At 58.5% G+C, this 20302-nt stretch carries 21 protein-coding genes and 1 tRNA gene; 12 read left to right on the forward strand and 10 right to left on the reverse strand.

Annotated features, from left to right (window positions below; genetic code table 11):
- The first annotated feature begins 88 nt into the window (after window positions 1-88).
- The 6 genes from Q0974_RS05245 (at window position 89) to maiA (ending at window position 7368) form a co-directional block, all read left to right on the forward strand.
- Window positions 89-1270 carry a cystathionine gamma-synthase family protein gene (locus Q0974_RS05245; protein ID WP_299323463.1) on the forward strand — a complete coding sequence of 394 codons (1182 nt, stop codon included), beginning with the start codon at window positions 89-91 and terminating at the stop codon, window positions 1268-1270.
- Window positions 1271-1293: 23 nt separating this feature from the next.
- Entirely contained in the window at window positions 1294-2286 is a 993-nt protein-coding gene (locus tag Q0974_RS05250) for a hypothetical protein (RefSeq protein WP_299323466.1), read from the forward strand.
- Window positions 2283-3344, forward strand: coding sequence for a pyridoxal-phosphate dependent enzyme (locus Q0974_RS05255; protein ID WP_299323468.1), 1062 nt, complete (start codon window positions 2283-2285; stop codon window positions 3342-3344). Before Q0974_RS05250 ends, Q0974_RS05255 begins: the two co-directional genes overlap by 4 nt.
- A gap of 249 nt (window positions 3345-3593) precedes the next feature.
- Window positions 3594-5906, forward strand: coding sequence for a TonB-dependent receptor (locus tag Q0974_RS05260; protein WP_299323471.1), 2313 nt, complete (start codon window positions 3594-3596; stop codon window positions 5904-5906).
- 149 nt (window positions 5907-6055) lie between these two features.
- A complete protein-coding gene (locus Q0974_RS05265; protein WP_299323472.1) occupies window positions 6056-6742 on the forward strand; it encodes a fumarylacetoacetate hydrolase family protein in 687 nt (228 codons plus the stop codon).
- Entirely contained in the window at window positions 6742-7368 is a 627-nt protein-coding gene (gene maiA, locus Q0974_RS05270) for a maleylacetoacetate isomerase (RefSeq protein ID WP_299323474.1), read from the forward strand. Before Q0974_RS05265 ends, maiA begins: the two co-directional genes overlap by 1 nt.
- A 69-nt stretch (window positions 7369-7437) precedes the next feature.
- On the opposite strand, the gene Q0974_RS05275 is transcribed toward maiA, so the two are convergent.
- The 3 genes from Q0974_RS05275 to Q0974_RS05285 all read right to left on the reverse strand — a co-directional run bounded on the left by Q0974_RS05275 (window position 7438) and on the right by Q0974_RS05285 (window position 10808).
- A complete protein-coding gene (locus Q0974_RS05275; RefSeq protein ID WP_299323476.1) occupies window positions 7438-8751 on the reverse strand; it encodes an MFS transporter in 1314 nt (437 codons plus the stop codon).
- A gap of 154 nt (window positions 8752-8905) precedes the next feature.
- Window positions 8906-9604, reverse strand: coding sequence for a dienelactone hydrolase family protein (locus tag Q0974_RS05280; protein ID WP_299323478.1), 699 nt, complete (start codon window positions 9602-9604; stop codon window positions 8906-8908).
- Between the two features lie 37 nt (window positions 9605-9641).
- Entirely contained in the window at window positions 9642-10808 is a 1167-nt protein-coding gene (locus tag Q0974_RS05285) for a cupin domain-containing protein (RefSeq protein WP_299323480.1), read from the reverse strand.
- A gap of 139 nt (window positions 10809-10947) precedes the next feature.
- On the opposite strand from Q0974_RS05285, the gene Q0974_RS05290 reads away from it, so the two are divergent.
- Window positions 10948-11721, forward strand: a complete 774-nt coding sequence (locus Q0974_RS05290) for an IclR family transcriptional regulator (protein ID WP_299323482.1) — start codon at window positions 10948-10950, stop codon at window positions 11719-11721.
- Window positions 11722-12356: 635 nt separating this feature from the next.
- Here the strand turns inward: Q0974_RS05290 and Q0974_RS05295 are convergent.
- Both Q0974_RS05295 and Q0974_RS05300 read right to left on the reverse strand, forming a co-directional pair.
- Window positions 12357-12433, reverse strand: a tRNA-Arg gene (locus Q0974_RS05295).
- A gap of 17 nt (window positions 12434-12450) precedes the next feature.
- Window positions 12451-13395: a phytanoyl-CoA dioxygenase family protein gene (locus tag Q0974_RS05300; protein ID WP_299323483.1), complete on the reverse strand. Its 945-nt coding sequence runs from the start codon at window positions 13393-13395 to the stop codon at window positions 12451-12453.
- A gap of 62 nt (window positions 13396-13457) precedes the next feature.
- On the opposite strand from Q0974_RS05300, the gene Q0974_RS05305 reads away from it, so the two are divergent.
- Window positions 13458-14207, forward strand: a complete 750-nt coding sequence (locus Q0974_RS05305; protein ID WP_299323484.1) for a queuosine precursor transporter — start codon at window positions 13458-13460, stop codon at window positions 14205-14207.
- Window positions 14207-14521 (forward strand): hypothetical protein, encoded by a 315-nt coding sequence (locus Q0974_RS05310; protein WP_299323487.1) that lies wholly within the window; start codon window positions 14207-14209, stop codon window positions 14519-14521. The genes Q0974_RS05305 and Q0974_RS05310 overlap by 1 nt, the downstream gene beginning before the upstream one ends.
- Here the strand turns inward: Q0974_RS05310 and purQ are convergent.
- Together purQ and purS are read right to left on the reverse strand one after the other, a co-directional pair.
- Entirely contained in the window at window positions 14518-15183 is a 666-nt protein-coding gene (gene purQ / locus Q0974_RS05315) for a phosphoribosylformylglycinamidine synthase subunit PurQ (RefSeq protein ID WP_299323488.1), read from the reverse strand. The genes Q0974_RS05310 and purQ overlap by 4 nt on opposite strands.
- Complete coding sequence (gene purS, locus Q0974_RS05320) at window positions 15183-15428, reverse strand: phosphoribosylformylglycinamidine synthase subunit PurS (protein ID WP_299323490.1); 246 nt, start codon at window positions 15426-15428, stop codon at window positions 15183-15185. Before purS ends, purQ begins: the two co-directional genes overlap by 1 nt.
- Window positions 15429-15657: 229 nt before the next feature.
- Here purS and Q0974_RS05325 point away from each other — a divergent pair, with 229 nt between their 5' ends.
- Window positions 15658-15807: a hypothetical protein gene (locus tag Q0974_RS05325; RefSeq protein WP_299323493.1), complete on the forward strand. Its 150-nt coding sequence runs from the start codon at window positions 15658-15660 to the stop codon at window positions 15805-15807.
- A gap of 27 nt (window positions 15808-15834) precedes the next feature.
- On the opposite strand, the gene purC is transcribed toward Q0974_RS05325, so the two are convergent.
- Window positions 15835-16614 carry a phosphoribosylaminoimidazolesuccinocarboxamide synthase gene (gene purC / locus Q0974_RS05330; protein WP_299323494.1) on the reverse strand — a complete coding sequence of 260 codons (780 nt, stop codon included), beginning with the start codon at window positions 16612-16614 and terminating at the stop codon, window positions 15835-15837.
- Between the two features lie 132 nt (window positions 16615-16746).
- Window positions 16747-16971, reverse strand: coding sequence for a hypothetical protein (locus Q0974_RS05335; protein ID WP_299323497.1), 225 nt, complete (start codon window positions 16969-16971; stop codon window positions 16747-16749).
- Between the two features lie 110 nt (window positions 16972-17081).
- Here Q0974_RS05335 and Q0974_RS05340 point away from each other — a divergent pair, with 110 nt between their 5' ends.
- Both Q0974_RS05340 and purU read left to right on the forward strand, forming a co-directional pair.
- Window positions 17082-18020: a LysR substrate-binding domain-containing protein gene (locus Q0974_RS05340; protein ID WP_299323499.1), complete on the forward strand. Its 939-nt coding sequence runs from the start codon at window positions 17082-17084 to the stop codon at window positions 18018-18020.
- 98 nt (window positions 18021-18118) lie between these two features.
- The gene (gene purU, locus Q0974_RS05345; RefSeq protein WP_299323502.1) at window positions 18119-18976 is read left to right on the forward strand and encodes a formyltetrahydrofolate deformylase; all 858 of its coding nucleotides are present in this window, start codon (window positions 18119-18121) and stop codon (window positions 18974-18976) included.
- 220 nt (window positions 18977-19196) lie between these two features.
- Here purU and Q0974_RS05350 read toward each other — a convergent pair whose 3' ends face one another.
- Window positions 19197-20285 carry a cytochrome P450 gene (locus Q0974_RS05350; RefSeq protein ID WP_299323504.1) on the reverse strand — a complete coding sequence of 363 codons (1089 nt, stop codon included), beginning with the start codon at window positions 20283-20285 and terminating at the stop codon, window positions 19197-19199.
- Window positions 20286-20302: the final 17 nt, after the last annotated feature.

The raw sequence follows: 20302 nt of genomic DNA on the forward strand, positions 1-20302 counted from the left end.
ACGAGAAATTCGGTCGCCTCTTTCCGATACTCTCACTTCATCAATTCTTCTCGATCAAGAATCCGTTTTCATGCTGGAGAGGGCCGGTATGTCCATTGAGAATCAAAAGCCGTCCACCATTGCCGTCTGGGGTGGTGAAGAAAAACCACTGGCATTCGGTGCAGCCCAAGTGCCGATCGTGCAGAGCGCACCTTTCGCCTATCGTGATTTGGACGAATGGGCGGCCGTGGCGCTCAACAAGGCGCCAGGCCATATCTACAGCCGAAACACCAATCCGACTGTCGGCGTTTTCGAAGAAAAGTGCCGTCTGCTGGAAGGCGCTGAGAAGGCGATCGCCTTTGCCAGCGGTATGGCGGCCATCTCCAATTCGCTATTCGCTTTCCTGCGTCCCGGAGACCGGGTTGTGTCGGTCAAGGACACCTATGGCGGGACCAGCGTGATCTTCCTCAACATCCTTCCCGAAATGGGCATCGATGTCGATCTGGTCGATACGTCGGATGGCGACGCGATCGACGCGGCAATTGCGAAGGGTTGTAAGATAGCCTATCTCGAAACGCCCACCAACCCGACCTTGAAGATCATCGACCTCGACCGCGCTATTGCCTCGGCCAAGCGCGCCGGCGCAATGACGATCGTGGATAATACTTTCGCCACACCGATCAATCAGAGCCCGATCGCGATGGGCGCCGACCTAGTCGTTCACAGTGCGACCAAATATCTGGGCGGCCATGACGACGCGATGGGCGGCGTGTTAGCGGGACGCGAGGATCTGGTGCGCCAAGTGTATCAGTATCGCGAGATCTGCGGCGCTCTCTTGCCTGCGTTTTCCGCCTATCTGCTGCTGCGCGGCATGAAGACGCTCGATCTGCGGGTTCAGAAGCAGAACGCTACCGGCATGGCAGTCGCCCGCTTTCTCGACGGACATGAGAAGGTGGAGAGCGTCTTCTATCCAGGCCTGGAAACGCACGACAAACATGATGTGGCCAAGCGTCAGATGCGCGGCTTTGGCGGGATGCTCAGCTTTGCGATCAAAGGCGATTTCAACACGCTAAAGACATTCATTGGCAAGCTGGAATATGTCCATCGCGCGGCTAGCCTGGGTTCGGTGAACACGTTGATCGGCCCGCCCGCAACCACCAGCCATGTCGAATGCACGGCGGAAGAGCGTGCTGCGCTTGGTATTCCCGAAACGCTGCTGCGCTATTCTTGTGGTATCGAAGACGCAGACGATCTTATCACGCAGCTAGACCGGGCACTGGCAGCCATCTGATCGAAGAGATGGAGCGAGAGAGAATGGAGGGCGATGCGCGCAAGGTCCTGATCCTGAAAGAGCAGGAGTTACGCACCCTCCTCCAGCCAAGCCGTGATCTTGTCGAGCAGATTGCGGACGGCTTTGCGACGCTGAGCGCTGGCGGCGTTGACATGCCGCCGATCCAGCACGTTACTGTCGGCAAGACAGGTGACATTGATATCAAGTCCGCACATGTCGAGGGGATTGATGTCGTTGCGGTGAAGGTGGGGGCCGGCTTTCCGGGCAATCGCGCGCTGGGCCTGCCGACTTCTCCCGCCATGATGGTCGCGATCGATGCGCAAACGGGGATCTGTCGGGCGCTGCTGCTCGACAATGCCTATCTTACCGATCTGCGCACCGGGCTGGCAGGCGCAGTTGCCGCCGATGCGCTGGCCAATACCAGTCCCGCACGTGTCGGTATGATCGGAGCGGGCGTACAGGCACGACATCAGTTGCAGGCCATTGCGCTCGTGCGAGAAATCGCCTCGATCACTATATGGAACCGCAGCGAAGAGCGCGCGCGCGAACTCGCTCGCGAATGGCAACAGACTTATGGCAAAGAGGTGACGGTCGCCCGCGACATTAAGCAGCTATGCGCTAGCAGCGACCTTATTGTGACCACGACAATGGCACGCGAGCCGGTGTTGGAGGGCAGATGGCTGCGTCCCGATACACATGTCACCGCTGTCGGGTCGGATTTGCCAGGTAAGCGCGAACTGGATGGCGACGCGCTGGCGCGCGCCAGCCTGGTGGTAGCCGACCGGCTGGAGCAATGCCGCGCCAATGGGGAACTGCAGTGGATCGACGAAGCATTCGACAGCGCCAGCTGCGCGGAGCTTGGCGACATCATCAGCGGCAAGAAGCCCTTTGCGCGCAAACCAGAAGACATCACCATCGCGGACCTGACAGGGACGGGAATGCAGGATACGGTGATTGCCTCGGCAGCACTTGCTACGGCAGGGGCGCGCAAGGCCGGTCACTGGATTGACCTGTGAGTGGCGTCGAGCCCCTTGGGCTTGCCGATATATTCGCAGCGCGCCGGCGAATTTCAGCGATTGCAGCCTGCACACCTTTGCGACGCGCCGAAGGTCTTAGCGACGAAACGGCCAGCGAAATGCTGTTAAAGCTGGAAATGCTGCAGCCCAGCGGTGCGTTCAAACTGCGCGGCGCCGCGAATGCCGTCTTGGCACGGATGGAAGAGGGACCGTGTGAGGGCTTCGTCACCGCCTCCACCGGCAATCATGGGCGGGCTCTGGCCTATGCGGCCCGCGCCGTCGGCAAGCGCGCGGTTGTTTGCCTGTCCGACCTCGTTCCGCAAAACAAATGTGACACTCTGGAGCGCATCGGGGCGGAACTCGACATTGGGGGTGCGAGCCAAGACGTCGCGACTGTCCGTGCAATGGAGCGCGCGCAGGATGAAGGATTGTTCTATGTCAGCCCCTATGACGATTCATATGTGATTGCGGGCCAGGGCACGGCTGCGCTTGAGATAATGCTGGAGCGGCCGGATGTTGAAACCATCGTCGTTCCGTTGAGCGGCGGCGGTCTGGCGGCAGGGACAGCGCTGGCTGCGAAAACTATCAAGCCATCGATTAGCATCATCGCGGTTTCCAGCGATCGCGGACCGGCCATGCTTGCGAGTCTGATGGCGGGCGAACCAGTGGAGATTGAAGAAGAACCGAGCCTCGCCGACAGTCTTGGCGGTGGCATCGGATTGAACAATCGATGGAGCTTCGACCTGGTTCGCCAGTATGTGGATGAGGTGCGCATATTCTCTGACGAAGAGATCGCCGAGGCCATGCGCTATTTGTACGAAAGCGAAAAGTTGATGGCCGAGGGCGGTGCGGCCATCGGTATCTGCGCCTTCCAGGCTGCCGATGCCGAGATGCCGGACGGTCCTGTCGTCATGCTCTTGACCGGTAACGCTGTCGATCCCGCGCAGTTCAGAGCGATCATCGCGGGAGAGTGGGAGCCCACGGCCCGGCCTGCCAGTCGTGCCACCTTTCCGCGTCGTTATTTCGTTGGATCATCTTCCGATCAATCTCGGTCATAATCGCGTGATCTGAAGCAATTGGCGCTGCCCTCGGCTTGAACGATGCGTGAGCGTTCGCTGCGAACTCCTAACGCGCCTCCAGGCGCGGATCCGAGCATACCAGCTATAAATTCCTTTGATTGGTCAACATAGCAGAGCAGCGTAGCTTCCATGGCTCAGTCGGTGATTACAACTCTGGGGGAGTTGTGACCGGTTCCGCACAGGGCCGAGCATCTGCTCCGGCTTGGCCGTTCGTTCAGGGGAAGCGACATGAAAAACCTACTAAACACGGTAGCGACGATTGCGGTCTTCACGGTTCCACAGGCGGTTGCGGCTCAAACCACCAACGAGAATTCGGATTCCGCCAACGCCGATGAGCCAACGGCATCGGCTGGGATTGTTGTCACGGCGCAAAGACGAGAGGAGGGTATTCAGGACGTTCCCGTTGCAGTCTCTGCGTTCGGTGAGCAACTCATCGCCGAGCGCCAGATTGAGACGCTTGAGGACTATGGCGATCGCGTTCCCAGTTTCAGAACTTCGATCGGTTTCGAAGATTCGGGCATATCCATCCGAGGCGTCACCAATATTGGGGGCCAGGCATCATCGGTTGTCGTTTATCAGGATGAGATTGGGATCGGAGACCTCGGCGCCGCTTTCAACCTGTTTGACGTCGAGCGCATCGAGGTTTTGCGCGGTCCGCAGGGAACCCTGTTCGGTCGCAATACCATTGCTGGTGCGGTCAACATCGTTCTCAACACACCGGATGACGATTTTGGAATAATTGGCGATCTCGAATTCGCCAATGGTCCGTCCGGACTGGCGCGTGCTGTCGTCAATTTACCGATTGCCGATGGTTTCGCGGTCCGCTTTGGGGGCTATGGCAGGATTTCTGACGGTTTTCTGACCGATATTAACGGTGCCTCACAGGATGATCTTCTGGAAGCAGGCGGAAGATTTGCTGCCAGGCTCACCACAGGCCGTCTAACCCTTGATGCATCGGTGATGCACTTTAACGGCAGAAGTGGACTTCCGACAGAGGTGCCGACCGGAGCAGTTTCGGTTGGCGTGGCAGGGGTTGGCTTCCCCGTGGGCATTGATGACGGTCAAGGCTTCTTCCCCGAAAATCGCAGCCGGGTGTCAACCAATCTCGATACCGAAAGAACCCGGGAGTTCACAAATTATATCGGTCGCGCCGAATTCGACTTCGACTTTGCAACCCTGATCCTGCTTGCGGGATATCAGACCAACAGTCTCGATTTGTCGGGCGAGGACTTTGATCGCACCGCGACGGACTTTATCGTTGTGGAGGATCGCGGGACCTTTGAAAGGTTGCAAACCTATGAAGCCCGGCTGCAGTCACCGGGAGACGGCCAGATAAACTGGCTCGTAGGTGTCGCTCGCAATATCGACAGGACTGGGCGACGGGCTGCCTCCACGTTTCGCGCTGCTCTTCTTGAGCCTGTCCTGATTGGCAATGGGCTTCCGCAACCTGTCGCCGCAGCCATAGCCCAGGCGAACTCCCCCTTTCTTGTCGAGGATTTCGTCGCACGCGGCGAGATCAGGTCGATCGCAGGGTTTGGACAGATTGGCTGGACCAGTGAAGATGAGCGCTTCTCTATAGATGTATCTGGGCGATATACTCGTGACCGCGTTTTTTCATCGCTTGACGACCAGGCTCCCGGTTTCGGCGTGTTGTTCGGAGCTCCTCCGGCTCCTATCGGGCTGCTTGAAGACTCAGAGGTGTTCGAAGCGTTTCAGCCGCGCGTCACCGTATCGTTTCAACCGAACGACAACACAAACTTCTACGCGTCGGTATCAAGAGGGTACAAAGCGGGCGGTTTCAACCTGAATGCCCAGAACATCCCGAACGCACCGACAACTTTCGGCGAGGAAACGGCCTGGAACTATGAGATCGGCGCCAAGTTGCAGCTTCTCGACAGGGCTCTAACGCTCAATATGGCGGCGTATCAGCTTGACTGGACCGATATTCAGGTTCGTTCGCTCTTCCGCGATCCCGATACCCTGTTCTTGTTCACTTTCACTCAGAACGCAGCGAAAGCCAGGATCAGGGGGATTGAAGTCGAGGCCACTGCACGGCCAGCCGACGGATTGGAATTTGGATTTGTTGGAGCATGGAATGACGCCAATTTTGTCAGCTTTCCCGGAGCGGTCGCTGAAAATGGTCTGATCGTGGACGCTACCGGAGACCGGATCCCGCGGTCCACGGAATGGCAGTTTGCGCTGACCGGAGAGTATGAGCACCCGATCGATGACGGTATCGATGCATTCATTAGTGCGGAATATTTCTATGCCAGCGACTTCACCCAATCCATTGCCTATAATTCAGAGCCGATAGCGCCGGGCTCCGAATTTGGGACGATCACGGATCGCATCAACATTGGCAGCACAGACTTCTTCAATTTTCGGGCTGGATTTCGCGGCGAACGCGTGTCTGTTTTCGCATTCGCGGAAAACATTGGCGCCAATGAAGTGTTTGAACTGCGAGTCGACAATTATCTGAGCGGATTCCAAGCCGTCATCAGGCCGGAACGTTACGGAGTTCGGATCAGCTTTAATTATTGAGCGCGTGATGTCCGCGTCGATAAACGGGCTGGCTAGGTAGCCAGCCCGCTTGTCTCCAACCGCGTTGATCTGCAATTCGATGGCCGATGGCATCCCGGTTGTTCGTGCCGCGTAAATCTAGAGAACGAGATCAAAGGAGCAAAACCACAATGGGCGATCTCTTTGAGCTGGCACCCAATCCGCGAGTGGAAATCTGCGACAGCTCCGATGTGTTTCCCGTCCGGCGGATCTATTGCGTTGGGCGCAACTATGCGGCTCACGCGGCCGAAATGGGCGCAGATGAGCGGGATCCGCCCTTTTTCTTTACGAAATTTCCCGACACCTTGCTGACCGGCAAGGAAAAGGTGCTCTATCCGCCGCGGACGTCAAATTATCACTATGAGGGCGAACTGGTTCTTGCGATTGGCAAGGACCTGAAAAACGGAACCCTGGAAGACGCGAGCGATGTAATCTTCGGCTATGCAGGAGGGCTCGACATGACGCGGCGAGATCTCCAATTGGCAGCGCGCGACAAAGGCCGCCCATGGGACATGGGTAAAAATTTCGATCAAGCGGCAATCCTGACCCCTATTCGCCGCGCTGGGGAGGTTGATGGTGGACTTGCGGGCCGATCGCTCACGCTGGCTGTGAATGGCGAGATCAAGCAGCAGACCGACCTCGATCTGCTTATCTGGTCATGCGAAGAGATTGTCGCCGAACTGAGCGCCTATGTCACACTGCAGCCGGGCGACCTCATCTTTACCGGCACTCCTGCAGGGGTCGGGCCGGTCGTGACTGGGGATACGATCAAACTAACAATTGATGGATTGCCTGACCTGACAGTGGAAGTGGGCTGATGGCCGATCTGGCCCTTTACGACTTCCCGCGCTCTTCGTCATCGTATCGAGTTCGGATAGCTCTGGCGCTCAAGGGACTGAGATATGAAAAGCGGTTGGTCAATTTTCGAGAGGATGAACAACGATCGGCGGATTTCCTGGCTCGAGCGCCTGCCGGCCTTGTGCCTGCCCTTCAAACAACCGAAGGCCAGACACTGACGCAGTCCGTAGCGATTATCCAATATCTGGATAGCATCGCGGAGCCGCTGCTTTTTCCACGCGCAAATCCCCTGGATCAGGCGCAGATATGGTCGATGGTTCTCGACATCGCCTGTGATATCCACCCCTTGAACAATCTGCGTGTGCTCAATTATCTGCAAGGCGAACTTGCGGCGGATGTGGATGCCAAGGAGACGTGGTATCGCCACTGGATTGCGCGCGGGTTCGAGGCACTGGAATGCCGGGTCGGCAAATTTGGCGGAAAATTCTGCTACGGCGATAATCTCACGGCAGTAGATGTGTGTCTGGTGCCTCAGATGTACAATGCACGCCGTTTCAATACAGACTTGGGTCCATTTCCAAAACTGGTCGAGTATGACCATTTCCTGCGCGAGCATCCTGCTTTCGTGGAGGCAGCGCCTGAGTGAGGATCATCGCGTGCTTGTCAGTCCTCAGGATATTCAGTACAGATCGTGCAGCAAGTTTGTCCACAAGGCCTAGCTGTTCGGATATGAACGAGATGGACGAAGGCCGACAAAGCTCAAGAGACAAATCAAGCTTGGGATGGCCAACAAAAGGAAGATCATCGCAAACTCGAAATCGAAATACAGTAAGAGCGCACCGACCCCTGGACCAGCGATTGAGCCTATCCTGCCTACGCCTAACGCCCATCCGACACCTGTCGAACGGATCGCAGTCGGGTAGCAAAGCGCTGCAAAGGCATTCATCCCGAATTGCGCGCCAATTAGAGCGAATCCTGCCAGAAAGATGACGCCCAGGATCGCCGTGGGAACTTGCGGTGCAATGCCCAACATTGCGATAAACGCGGCCGCTCCAAAGAACGCAGCGAACAGAGCTGGACGGCCAAATCCCTTGTCGAGGCAGCGTGCAATCACGATGCCGCCAATCGCTCCGCCAAGGTTGAGCAGAACGGTCCCCATGAGCGCTACCCTTCGATCGAACTCGATGCTTTCAAGCAAGACTGGTAGCCAGCTGATCAGCAGGTACATCGACATTAGGTTGCAGAAGAAAACGACCCACATCAAAAGGGTAAGCGTACGACGGCTTCGTTGAAAAAGCAGGGCTATGCTGTTCTGGCTGGGCTTGGTCGGTCGCATATCCGTGCTGTCGTCCAGATGGTTCGGAACACTGCCGTCCGGTCTTCTCGTGCTCTCGTGTAAGTGGGTGCGCGCGGCGAGATAGTCTGGCGATTCCGGGAGTAGTTTCCAGACCACCGGCAATAGCAATGCTGGCAATACGCCTCCCAGAATGAATATCGATTCCCAGCCATAGACACCGATCATGTAGCTAGACGCCAAACCGCCCACTACCGCGCCAAAAGGAAAACCGACAAACATTAGCGTGACAACGGTCGAATGTATGCGGGGAGGAGCATATTCGGACGTGAGCGCGATGACGTTCGGAACAGCGCCACCGAGACCCAGCCCTACCAGAAAGCGCATGACGGCCAATTCGGTCAGACCCGTGGCGAACGCAGACGCTATCGAGAAGATAGCCATGATGACCAGTGAAATGAGAAGCGCTGGCCTGCGACCTATCCGATCGCCAGCCGCGCCCATGACCAGCGATGAAATCGTTAGGCCGAGCAGTCCGGCAGTGAAAACGATGCCGAAGGCCGACACCTCTATGCCCCATTGCTCAGCGATGGCTGGAGCGGCAAAGGCCGGGGCTTGAACATCGAATCCGTCCAACATTGCAATGATCCCGCAAATCACGAACACCCGCCATTGGCGCGACGTGAGGCGATCCGGTTCATCGGGTTCAGTTCGTGTATCTGACACATCCGCCATCGCTATTCCTCTCAAGAGGCGCACTACTCGGTGACGCGCCCTCGATACTTTTATCCGAGCCCGGCTACCGAACTGCGTCTCAATCAGTTCAAGAAGCCTATGTCCGAAGCGAGGATGCAGTGATCGGAGCGCGTGGCATATCCGCGCAGCCCGGTCATTTCAGGTTCTGGCCGAGGAATTCCGAAACACGGCGATTGGCAGTTTCATAGGCTCGTGCATCGAAAACATCGTCACGTCTCTTGTTGAAGAAACCGTGCTGTGCGCCCTCATACAGGAAGACCGATTTTTCGTCCTCGTTTGCGAGCAAAGCCTCGATTCCCTCCGCCACGTCAATCGGAACATGCTCATCCTGCGTGCCGACATGCATTTGAAATGGACAGGAGAGATTCTTCAGTTGCTCGTGATTGTCTTCCAGCTTGACGCCGTAGAAGGAGACGCATGCGTCGGCGGCACTGTTACTGGCTGCCAACACGCTGAGCTTGCCGCCAAGGCAGAAGCCGAGATAGGCGACTTTTCCGTTAGACGCCTCATGATCCCTGGCGAAATTCATGGCGGCGATGCAGTCCCCGATCGCCTTCTGAAAGTCGAGGCCTTGCATGAGCTGGAAACCCCTGCCGCGTTCTTCGTCTGAATATCCCAAGTCTACGCCAGGTTCTTGCCGCCAAAAGAGGTCAGGCGCCACCACGAGGAACCCATCAGTCGCGAGGTCATCAGCAGCCGCGCGCATCGCCGCGTTCACCCCAAATATCTCCTGAAGCAGCACCACAGCGCCTGACGGGGTCTCCGAAGGCTGTGCGACATAGGCGCCCATTTCACCATCATCCGTGGCGATCTTCGCATTCAAAGCGGTCATTGGATTCTCACTTTTTGCTATGGAACAAACAGCCGCGTCAGAGTTCTACGACTCGCTCGCCGTGACTGGTGAAGACGACAAACTCACGCCCGCCATCTGCCGTTTCGCGTTCTTCGCGATACAAACCGGTAGCGCGAACGACGGGCTCGTCGGTCACCGAGTAGAGGAAGGCGTTTTCGCTGCCGGTGTTCTTGAATTTCGACCAGCGCCAACTGGGCATCGCAAAGACGTCATTGCGGCCCCATTCGATCTGCTCCCCGTCGACCTCGACCAATCCCTCTCCCTCAAGGCAGAAATAGACCGCAGTCGAGAGGCGCCGCCGCAGAGCCGTCTCTTCACCGGGTCGCAGCATCTGCACACGAAATGACATATTCGGCATGACCGGGCGGCCATTGGTTGGATTGACATATTCCATGATCAGACCGTCATGGAGGCTCCCCGGATGGCCGGCCAGGTTCTCGAGTGCCCGGCGAGCTGCCTGCCAGCGATAGACGAACTGCGGCGAATGATTGCCGGTCAAGCCGCGCCGCTCGGGCGCGAAGAGCGGCAGCATCCCACCAGCGGAATACAGCTTTTGGGAAATGTCGTCGGCCTCGGTTACCTCCTGATAGCCGGTGGCGATAGGGTGTGCGCCGCTCTTGTCAGCCTTGGCCTCTCCATAGTCGAATTCGAAGAATGTCAGGTTGAGCTTGCTCACTATCGGCAGGTCGAGCACGTCCATCCAAATCAGGGATTCTGAACCCTCGTTGCCGTGATCATGCCATGTCCCGGCTGGCGTAATGATCAGGTCACCGCGGTTCATCTTGCATTTTTCACCCTCGACGACTGTGAATCCACCGTCGCCTTCGACCACGAAGCGGCTCGCGCATGGCGTGTGCCGATGGACGGGTGCGGTTTCGCCAGCCTTGTAGAGCGAAAAGGCCGCAAAGAGATTGTCAGTCACATGCGGCATACCCCCGAGGCCCGGGTTGGCGAAAACGAGGGCGCGACGTTCGCAATCCTCGATCGGCACAGTTTCGCCCGCGAGCCGCAAACGCGGCTCGAGATCGCGCCACTTCCATCGATATGCCTGTGCATCCGCGCGCGGCTCAAGACCCTCAAGCGCAGCGCGCTGTTTCCAGAATTCCACCAAATTCAACTCTGCCGCGTCTGCCGAAAGCTGGCTTGCATTGGCTGCCTCTTCTTTGACTTGGGTCGCCATCATCTTCTCCGTAGAAAATGCTGTAATTTACGTATAGCGTAACAAATTACGATATTGGCTTCAAGCTCCATCCTCTGTTCAGACGGGTCGCGAAGAGATTTGCTGTTGAGCGAAGTCCAAGCTGGCAATAGGTCTTTGACGCATGGCTGACGGTGAGGGCGAAAAAGCTGGTCGTGGCGGAGTCCAGGCGATCGAAACCGGGGGACAAATCCTTTCGGCGTTGACTGCGCTTGGCGGCACCTCTTCGCTGACCGGATTGGCTCAGAGGACCGGGATGCCGGCAGCCAAAGTTCACCGCTATCTGGTTAGCATGTCGCGTGCGGGGCTCGTGTCGCAGGACGGAAACATGGGAGCGTATCGCATTGGCCCCATGGCGATCTCGATCGGCCTTGCGGGGTTGAGAACATTTCAACCGCTCAAGCCAGCTATCGAGGCGCTCGCGCGAGCGCGAGACACTTTCGGCGAGACATCAGCCTTGGCGATTTGGGCCGAACAAGGGCCGATCGTGATAGGTCTCGAGGAATCCTTGCGGCCGATCACCATGAATGTTCGGATCGGATCAATTCTCTCGCTGGCCGACACGGCGATCGGCCACGTCTTCGCGTCTCTCGTTCCGGCCGATCAGCTTTCTACCTGCTCGACACATAGCGATTGGAAAACTTTGCCGGCAGCTTACCGCAAGATGATCGCAAGTCAGCTGAAAAGTTTCGGTGCCGTATCTGTGGAGGGGCGAGCATTACCCGGCGTCAACGCTATCGCCGCGCCAATTTACGACTTCCAAGGCCGACTGAGCGCCGCGATCGGCGTCATCGGACACGAAAGCCGCCTTTCGGTGACAGAGAAATCCGGAGCGCATGCCACCTTGCGCAAGATCGCCGAGGAAGCATCATTCTCCAGCGATGGCTTGCTTAGTTGACTTACCGGACGCGCTGTGCCGTCGACGCGAAGGACGCAAGCGCTGGCATGGAAAATGCACTTGATTGAGAATGGCCTTGTCAAACTTACGCGGTTTGAATGGTCACTATGGGTCGACTGCGGGCTTTGCATAATCGCCATTACCGGGTTTGGGACTGCAAGATCGCAGACGCCAATGCAGACGACTCTCTTGATACTATAGCCGGTTTTAAGGTGCCCAGCCCGATGTAGCGTCTATACCGGTTCACAAGGACTCGCACTACTACCCGTGATACTGTTCGTTTCTTCGCATCGCGATGCGATATGGAAAGAGATGCCAATGGGCGCTGCAAAGTGGCGATCCGCTAGGGCGGATATTGCGATATCAAGCCGATTCAGCGTGTTTTCCCGCTAGTTTCCCATATCGATGGGAAAGCTTCGCCAATGCCAACCTACAAAGCGCGAAGTGAACGTATCACTTTGGTGGACAGTTTTTGCGGAGTCTGAGACTGTCAGGACAATCGCGAAAAATGCGACGCCAAGAGCGTCTCAGGCGCGAATACGAAAATTGATACTCTCTAGAAACGGCGCAGAATTGCGCCGTTTGAGGAGTCGGGAATGGAAAGCGCTCCGAAAGTCTCAGCAAGGGAGACTGTGTGGCGCGCCCGGCAGGAGTCGAACCTGCGGCCTCAAGATTAGAAGTCTCGTGCTCTATCCAGCTGAGCTACGGGCGCGCGCCGGCTCCCTGTAGCTAGGAGCCGATGGGAATAAAAGGCTGGGGACGGTGATTGCCGTAGAGCGATAGCCTGCGTGTTCCCGGCACGGCGTCGCCCCGTCTGTGGAATCCGAAGACATTGGCGACGACCAGCGTGTTGCCCGGTACCGGATAGGCTTGCGGTTCGGGCAGATCCATCTCGGCAAATTCTTCTTCCTCGATCCGGAAAGAGCCGGTCATCCCGGCACGCGTGGGACTGCTTTCTCCTGCGGCGGTGCGTCGTTCCCATTCGACCCGCGCCTCGACGGCCGCTTCCGCCTTCTTTTCTTCCCAGGCCATGCGCTCGGGCGTGAGCTTGTGGCTGCCCGGTACATAGACGAACGGACCGTCATCCTCGGTCACGGGGTCGATAAAGTACCAATATTTCATACAGTTGAAAAAGGTGTCGCGATGGAATTCGCGCTGCTGATCGTGGAACTCGCGCTCATCGCCATTGATCGTCTGGTACAGCCAATTCCGCCGTGCCGACATCGTCTTGCCGCACACTAGCCGCGCCAGCCGCTTGAACCGCCCGTTGCGCGGGAAGGCCGCGGCAATCGGACCGGGATTGATGAACCGGTTGAGCGTGCTGCCGTCGAACCGGTCGAACCCCCAATCATGCCGGTCGCTATCGCCGAAGCCCATAACTTCGGGTTTTTCCGGCGGCGGATTGGCTGTTTCGGCGGCTTCGGCCGCGGCATGGCATTCGTCGCGCAGCGCGGCAAACTCCGCATCGGGCAGGAAATTCTCAATCGCAACAAAGCCGTCATCCATCAGGCGCTGTTCATGCGCATCGCGCACGCGCACGGTTTGCGCGCGCCGAAAGTTGGAAATAGCCTGCGCCACCTTCAGCCGTTTCCGATGCAATCCATATTTGTTGAGGCTCGGATGGCCGACCCAGTGGTCGCTGAACACCTTCATCGATGTGAAAATCGAGTACATGGGCGCGCTTTCACGCCAAAATCGGCTGGAATGCAAGATCGATATGGGGCAGGGGGTGCGATATGAGCGACACGACCAGCGAGCAAACAGGCATCGAAAAAATCGACGCGGCCGACCTTGGCGGGCGGCGGATGCGCTATTTCGACTATGTAATGGTCGCCTTTGTGGTGATCCTGCTCCTTTCCAACGTGATCGGCGCGGGCAAGGTCGCGAATGTCGATCTGCCGGTAATCGGCGCCTATGCGTTCGGCGCGGGCATCCTCTTCTTCCCGCTCTCCTATGTGATCGGTGACGTGCTGACCGAGGTGTACGGTTACGCCCGGGCGCGGCGCTGTATCTGGGCGGGCTTCGTCGCGATGCTGTTCATGGCGCTGATGGCGACCGTCGTCGTCGCGATGCCGCCCGATCCAGACTGGCCGAACCAGGCCGCCTATGAAGCCGTGTTCGGCCAGGTGCCGCGGATCGTCTTCGCCTCGATCATCGCCTTCTGGGCCGGCGAGTTCGTCAACAGCTACGTCATGGCCCGGATGAAAGTCTGGACCCAGGGCAAATATCTATGGACGCGGACGATCGGCTCGACCGTGTTCGGACAGGGCGTCGACAGCCTGATCTTCTACCCGCTCGCCTTTTACGGCGTCTGGGAGACGGAGCTGGTCATCACCGTGATGATCACCAACTGGCTGCTCAAAGTCGCCTGGGAGGCGCTGCTGACGCCCGTCACCTATGCCGTGGTCGGCTTCCTCAAGCGCCGCGAGGGGCTTGACGTGTATGACGCACATACGGGCTTCACGCCGTTCAAGACGAGCATCTGATGAGCGTCTTTCAGGACTTCAAACTCCTGCTGCTTGATACGTTCGGTCTCTCCAAGGATGCGCTGCACGTCTATGTCGGGCTGATCGTGTTTTTCGGCACGGCGTTGCTCTTCCGCCTGCCGCTACGCGATATCCGACCGGTGCTGGCGGTGCTGCTCGCTGCGCTGGTTGGCGAGGCTTGGGATATCCATGATACGAACGCGATCGGCGCGCCGCAGGTCTATGCGGGCAATTGGCACGATATCTGGAATACGATGTTCTGGCCGATCGCGATCATGCTGCTGGCACGGTTTACCGGCCTCTTCGAACGCTAGCTGAGCGCTTCCACCAGCCCGTCGAACAGCCGCTTGCCGTCCGTGCCGCCATGGGCCGGTTCGATCATCCGCTCCGGGTGCGGCATCATGCCGAGCACATTGCCCGCCTCGTTGACGATCCCGGCGATATCGCGGGCCGAGCCGTTGACGCTCTCGCCATAGCGGAAGGCCACCCGGCCCTCGCCCTCGATCCGGTCGAGCGTATCCGCGTCGGCAAAGTAATTGCCGTCATGATGTGCGACAGGAATCGTGATCGCCTCGTCGGCTGCGTAGCGGCTGGTGAAGGCCGTCTGGCTCGAAGCGACGGTCAGCGCCACGTCGCGGCAGATGAAATCGATGCCCGCATTGCGCAGCAGCGCACCAGGCAGCAGGCCCGCCTCGGTCAGCAGCTGGAACCCGTTGCACACGCCGAGTACGGCGACGCCGCGATCCGCGGCCGCCTTCACTTCCCGCATGATCGGCGAGTTCGCCCCGATCGCGCCCGAGCGCAGATAATCGCCATAGGAAAAGCCGCCGGGCAGGGCGATCAGGCCGAGACCGTCGGGCAGCTCCGTCTCCCGGTGCCAGACCATTTGCGGCTTTGCGCCGGTCGCCTGTTCGAGCGCCACCGCCATGTCGCGGTCGCAATTGGAACCGGGAAAGACGATGACCGCGCTCTTCATCAGGCGGCCTCGCTATGATCGCGTTCGATCTCGAAATTCTCGATGACCATATTGGCGAGCAGTTTGCGGCACATCGCCTCGATGTCGTCGTCGGACACGCTCTCATCGAGATCGAGTTCGATCAGCTTGCCCTGGCGCACATCGTTGACGCCGTCGAAGCCCAGTGATTCAAGCGCATGATGGATCGCCTTGCCCTGCGGGTCGAGGACCCCGTTCTTCAGCGTCACATGGATGCGGGTTTTCATGGGGCCGGTCTCCTGCAGTCGCGCGCTCTATGGTTTGAAGCGGGGCAGGTTGCAAGGGCCGGACAGCGCGAACATGTGCACTGCGATATCCGGATGCGTTTACTGTTAAACGGCGTAACATGGCTGCCAAAATCCTTAAGCCGCGTTAACCGGATTTCAAAATCTCGATCGCAAATTGGGGCCTCGGCACGGCATGTGCTGTGCGCGGATTGTTTGGGAGGCAGATATCATGGTCGCGTTGGCGCTCGGTATGTTTATTGCGCTGTTCGCTTTTGGCGGAGAGATTCTCGGTTATCGGGACCCCAGCGGGATGGTGCGGCTTGCGCTTGTCGCGACCTTCGTTTTCGGTATCATATGCGGTAACAAGATCGGCCGATAAACCGCTGATCAACGGGGAATTACCGACTTACTTGCCGCGCTTCTTTCGATGCTGTTCCAGGTCCAGCACCTCGTTCGCTGTGCCTTCGGGCAACAGCCCCAGCCGCCGGGCGACTTCCTGATAGGCCTCTACCTCGCCGCCCATATCGCGGCGGAACCGGTCCTTGTCGAGCTTCTCGTCCGATTCCATGTCCCAGAGCCGGCAACCGTCAGGGCTGATCTCGTCGGCCAGCAGCAGACGCGAATAGTCGCCGTCCCAGATGCGCCCGAATTCGAGCTTGAAGTCGATCAGCCGGATATTGATGCCGGCGAACAGCCCGCACATGAAATCGTTCACGCGGATCGCCATGTCGGCGATCTCGTTCATCTCGTCCTGGCTGGCCCAACCGAAGCACGCAATATGCTCCTCGGCGATCAGCGGGTCGCCCAGCGCATCGTCCTTGTAGCAATATTCGATCAGCGTGCGGGGGAGGGGTGTTCCTTCCTCGACACCGAGCCGCTTGGTCAGCGATCCGGCCGCGACGTTGCGGACGACGATCTCGATCGGCACGATCTCCACTTGGCGCACCAGTTGCTCGCGCATGTTGAGGCGGCGGATGAAGTGATGCGGCACGCCGATATGGCCGAGCCGCGTGAAGATATGCTCCGAAATCCGGTTATTAAGCACACCCTTGCCGTTGATCGTGCCCTTTTTCTGATTGTTGAACGCGGTCGCGTCATCCTTGAAATATTGGATGATCGTACCGGGTTCGGGGCCCTCATAGAGGATCTTGGCCTTGCCTTCGTAAATCTGGCGGCGGCGGGACATGGGCGTGACTCCGAAAAAAGAAACGCGCCCCGGACGCGGCGGCTGGAGTCGCGCGCGGGCCGGGGCGAGTATTGGGCCTATAGCGAAAGACGCGGGTCCGCGCAATCGGGCGCGGCCGGGCGGAGCGGGCCGTCAGGCGGCGCCGACCGGCGTGACCGTCAGCAGGATCGAGGTGCTGCTGACCAACAGGGCGGCGATCATGATCGTGCCGCGGATACTGGCGTCGCGTACCTTGCGCAGCAAGGTCGTGCGCGCGGTCTCCAGGCAGCGGGCGCAATCTTCGCCGATCCGCGTTAGCGCGTCACCCGCGCTGTCGTTATAATCGTTCCATAGCCGGCAATCCATTTCGTCGCGCATGTTGAATCTCCTTATGAGGGGCTGATGACAGAGAGGGGTTTAGGACAGTAAACTGGTCTTTCCCAACTAAATACTCGACTTATAGTATAAGTATAGCTTATGACTGGACTATGCGTAACCTGCCGCCTCTTGCCGCCGTTCGCGTGTTCGAAGCCGCAGCCCGGCATGAGAATTTCACGACCGCCGCCGAGGAACTCGGCATGAGCCAGGCGGCCGTCAGCTATCAGGTCAAATCGCTCGAGGCCTGGCTCGGCGTGCCGCTGTTCCGGCGCGAACGCGGGCGCGTCGCGCTGCTCGATACGGCGGCGCCACTGGCGACCCAGGCGTCGGCGGCGTTCGATCTGTTGAATGAGGCCGTGGCGCGTGTCCGCGCGGCGGACGAAGCGCTGCTCACGATCAGCAGCTACGCCACCTTCTCGAATCGCTTTCTGGCCCCCCGGCTCGGCGGTTTCCAGCTCGATCATCCCAATCTCGCCGTGCGGCTCGATGTCAACGACCGGATGATCGATTTTGCACGCGCCGATATCGACGTTGCGATTCGCACCGGCTGGGGCGATTGGCCGGGCCTCCACAGCCAGTTCCTGATGCGCGTACAATATGGACCGATGGCGAGCCCGGGCTTCGTCGAGAGTTACGGCCCGTTCGATGTGCCGGACAGCATCATGGCCTCGCGGCTGCTCAGCCCGGACGATCGCTGGTGGAGCCGCTGGTCGCGCCATTTCGGGATCGCCGACGCGCCGCCCACCCCGGCGATCCGGCTCGATTCCCAGATGGTCGAAGGCAATGCCGCGCTGGCGGGGCAGGGGATCGCCATGCTCGATCCTGCTTTATGGTCGGAGGAGCTGGGCGATGGTCGACTAGTGCAGATCGGCCCGGCGATCTACGGCCAGGCGTCGGTCTGGATCGTCTGCCCCGACCATCAGCGCAACCAGCCCAAGATCAAAGCGTTTCGCGACTGGCTGGTGCGCGAGGCCGAGACGCATCCGATGCGGAGGATCATCCGGCTGGATCCGCACGATCCGCAGCGCGAGTTGGAACAGGTGACTTGAAGGATGCCCATTGGTTTCTAGGAGAACAGAATGGATTTCGGCGATATCGATACTGCGCTCTACTTGAGCGCGACAGATCAAATTTAGGCGGGTGGGCTATGACGAGCTATATTCTGACATTGACGGCCGAGGACCGGGTCGGCCTCGTCGCGGCGGTGACGGGGTTTCTCGCCAAGCATGACGGCTTTATTCTGGACAGCCAGCAATATGCCGATCTGGATACCGAGCGTTTTTTCATGCGGGTCGAGTTCAAGAGCGCAGGCGTGGATTTTCCGGAGACGATCGAAGCGGTGCAGACCAAATTTTCGGACGTGGCCGACCGGTATGATCTGCATTGGCATCTCGATGCGAGCGATGCGCCGCCTGCGATCGTCGTCGCGGTATCTAAGGCCAGCCATTGCCTGAACGATCTGCTCCATCGCCGGAAGACCGGCGCGCTACCCGTCGAGATCGCGGCGGTCGTTTCCAATCACGAGAATTGCCGCGCGTTGACCGAATGGCATGGCGTGCCTTTCCACCATCTCCCTGTCAGCGACGGCAATCGCGCGGAACAGGAGCGGCAAATTCTCGCGATCATGGCCGAGGCGGAGGCCGAAACGCTGGTGCTGGCGCGCTACATGCAGGTCCTGTCGCCCGGGCTCGTCGAGCAGCTGGCCGGACGCTGCATCAACATCCATCACAGCTTCCTGCCCGGCTTCAAAGGGGCCCGGCCCTATCACCGCGCCTATGAACGCGGCGTCAAACTGATCGGTGCGACCGCGCATTTCGTAACCGCGGATCTCGATGAAGGCCCGATCATCGAACAGGCCGTCGAACGCGTCGATCACCGCGCCAGCGTCGACGATATGATCCGGATCGGACGCGATATCGAGGCGCAGGTGCTGGCTCGGGCGGTAAAATGGATCGGCGAGCGGCGGGTGCTGGTAAACGGGGCGCGGACGGTGGTGTTTCGGTGAGTGTTGGCTGACGCTACGGCGCGCTGGCGTCGGAGTGCAACGTGCTCAGAAATCTGCTATGCGAGTCGCACCACTCGGGGATAAACGCCCGGGCGACATTGACGGGGGCCAAAGTCCCCGCCCAGCCTCCCCGGCGCCGGATGGTGTTACGGGGAGGTTCTCATTTGCGCGGCGCATTTCCGCTGTGGCTGGATGGGATATGGCTTCGACGGTTGATCGATCAGCGACGAATACGAAACATTGGCGGCGCAAGAGCCACACCGATCGACGGTTTTTCACCGATTATTTCGATCTTCGGCGCTGTAGGGGCGCATAGTCGGTGCAATATCTTTTCGATCAGATCGTATGTTAAGCTCATAGCAACGCAGCTGTGCGGGCCCGCGCCGAAGGGTATCCATGCGGATTGATCTGGCTGGTCGTTCCAGCGTTCGGGGAGAAATTTCTCGGGATCGGGCCAATATTCAGCATTTCGATGAATGGCATAGGGGCTGACTATGACGCTTTGCTGCGGTGTTACTTGGTGCCCGAGTATATCTATTGGTGCTTCCGGTTGCCTGTCGAACAGCCACGCGACCGGAAACAGGCGCAAACTCTCGCTCGTCAGATTGCGGGAAGACTCAAACGTGCGTCCATGCTTGAGTGTGAGCATGAGCGTCCAGCTTAGAGCCAGGCCGACAGAGCTATTGAGGCTGAAGGCGAAACCAAGGAAAACTTCCGCCAACTGAGCGTGGTTGGCGCCTCCACCATGGTCGAAGACGATGTCGAGCACATCGCGGGGTTCGCCATTCATTCGCACAACATGCGCGTCTCGTTCACGCGCAAAAGCTCTCATGAACGCTCTCCGCCGGAAAAATGCTTTGATGAGGTGCGGCCTTTTTAGATCGCGATCGTAAATCCTGACCTGAATGATTTCGTCCAGTAAAACATTGAATCGTTTGGAACGTTCGTCGCTGGCCAGAAGAGATCTGCTTGCTTTCCCGATCAGCATGCAGCCTCCTTGCGGCCAAAGACTTTCGGCGCCAAGCCCTTCGACAATGGCATCGAAATCACACAAAGATATCCCGGCAGTGATGAATGCTTTTGCTTTGCGCCCGATTGCGATCTGGGCATCGCGCGGCCCGAACTCTCCGTTGCGGGTTTTGAAAAAGTCGGACCGCTCTTTGAATCGATGATCCTTGTTGTGCAGGACGGCTCGCCCGACTTCAGCATCAGCTATGCAGAGTTGATCGGGCGCAATCCAATCGGCTTTTTTGCCGTCCGTTGCAAGTCTGCCAAGCCATGTTAACGGATCGTCCCGAAAATTTACCATTTTACCTCAAATAAAGC

It is taken from the genome of Parasphingopyxis sp., assembly GCF_028279465.1.
GTDB lineage: Bacteria > Pseudomonadota > Alphaproteobacteria > Sphingomonadales > Sphingomonadaceae > Parasphingopyxis.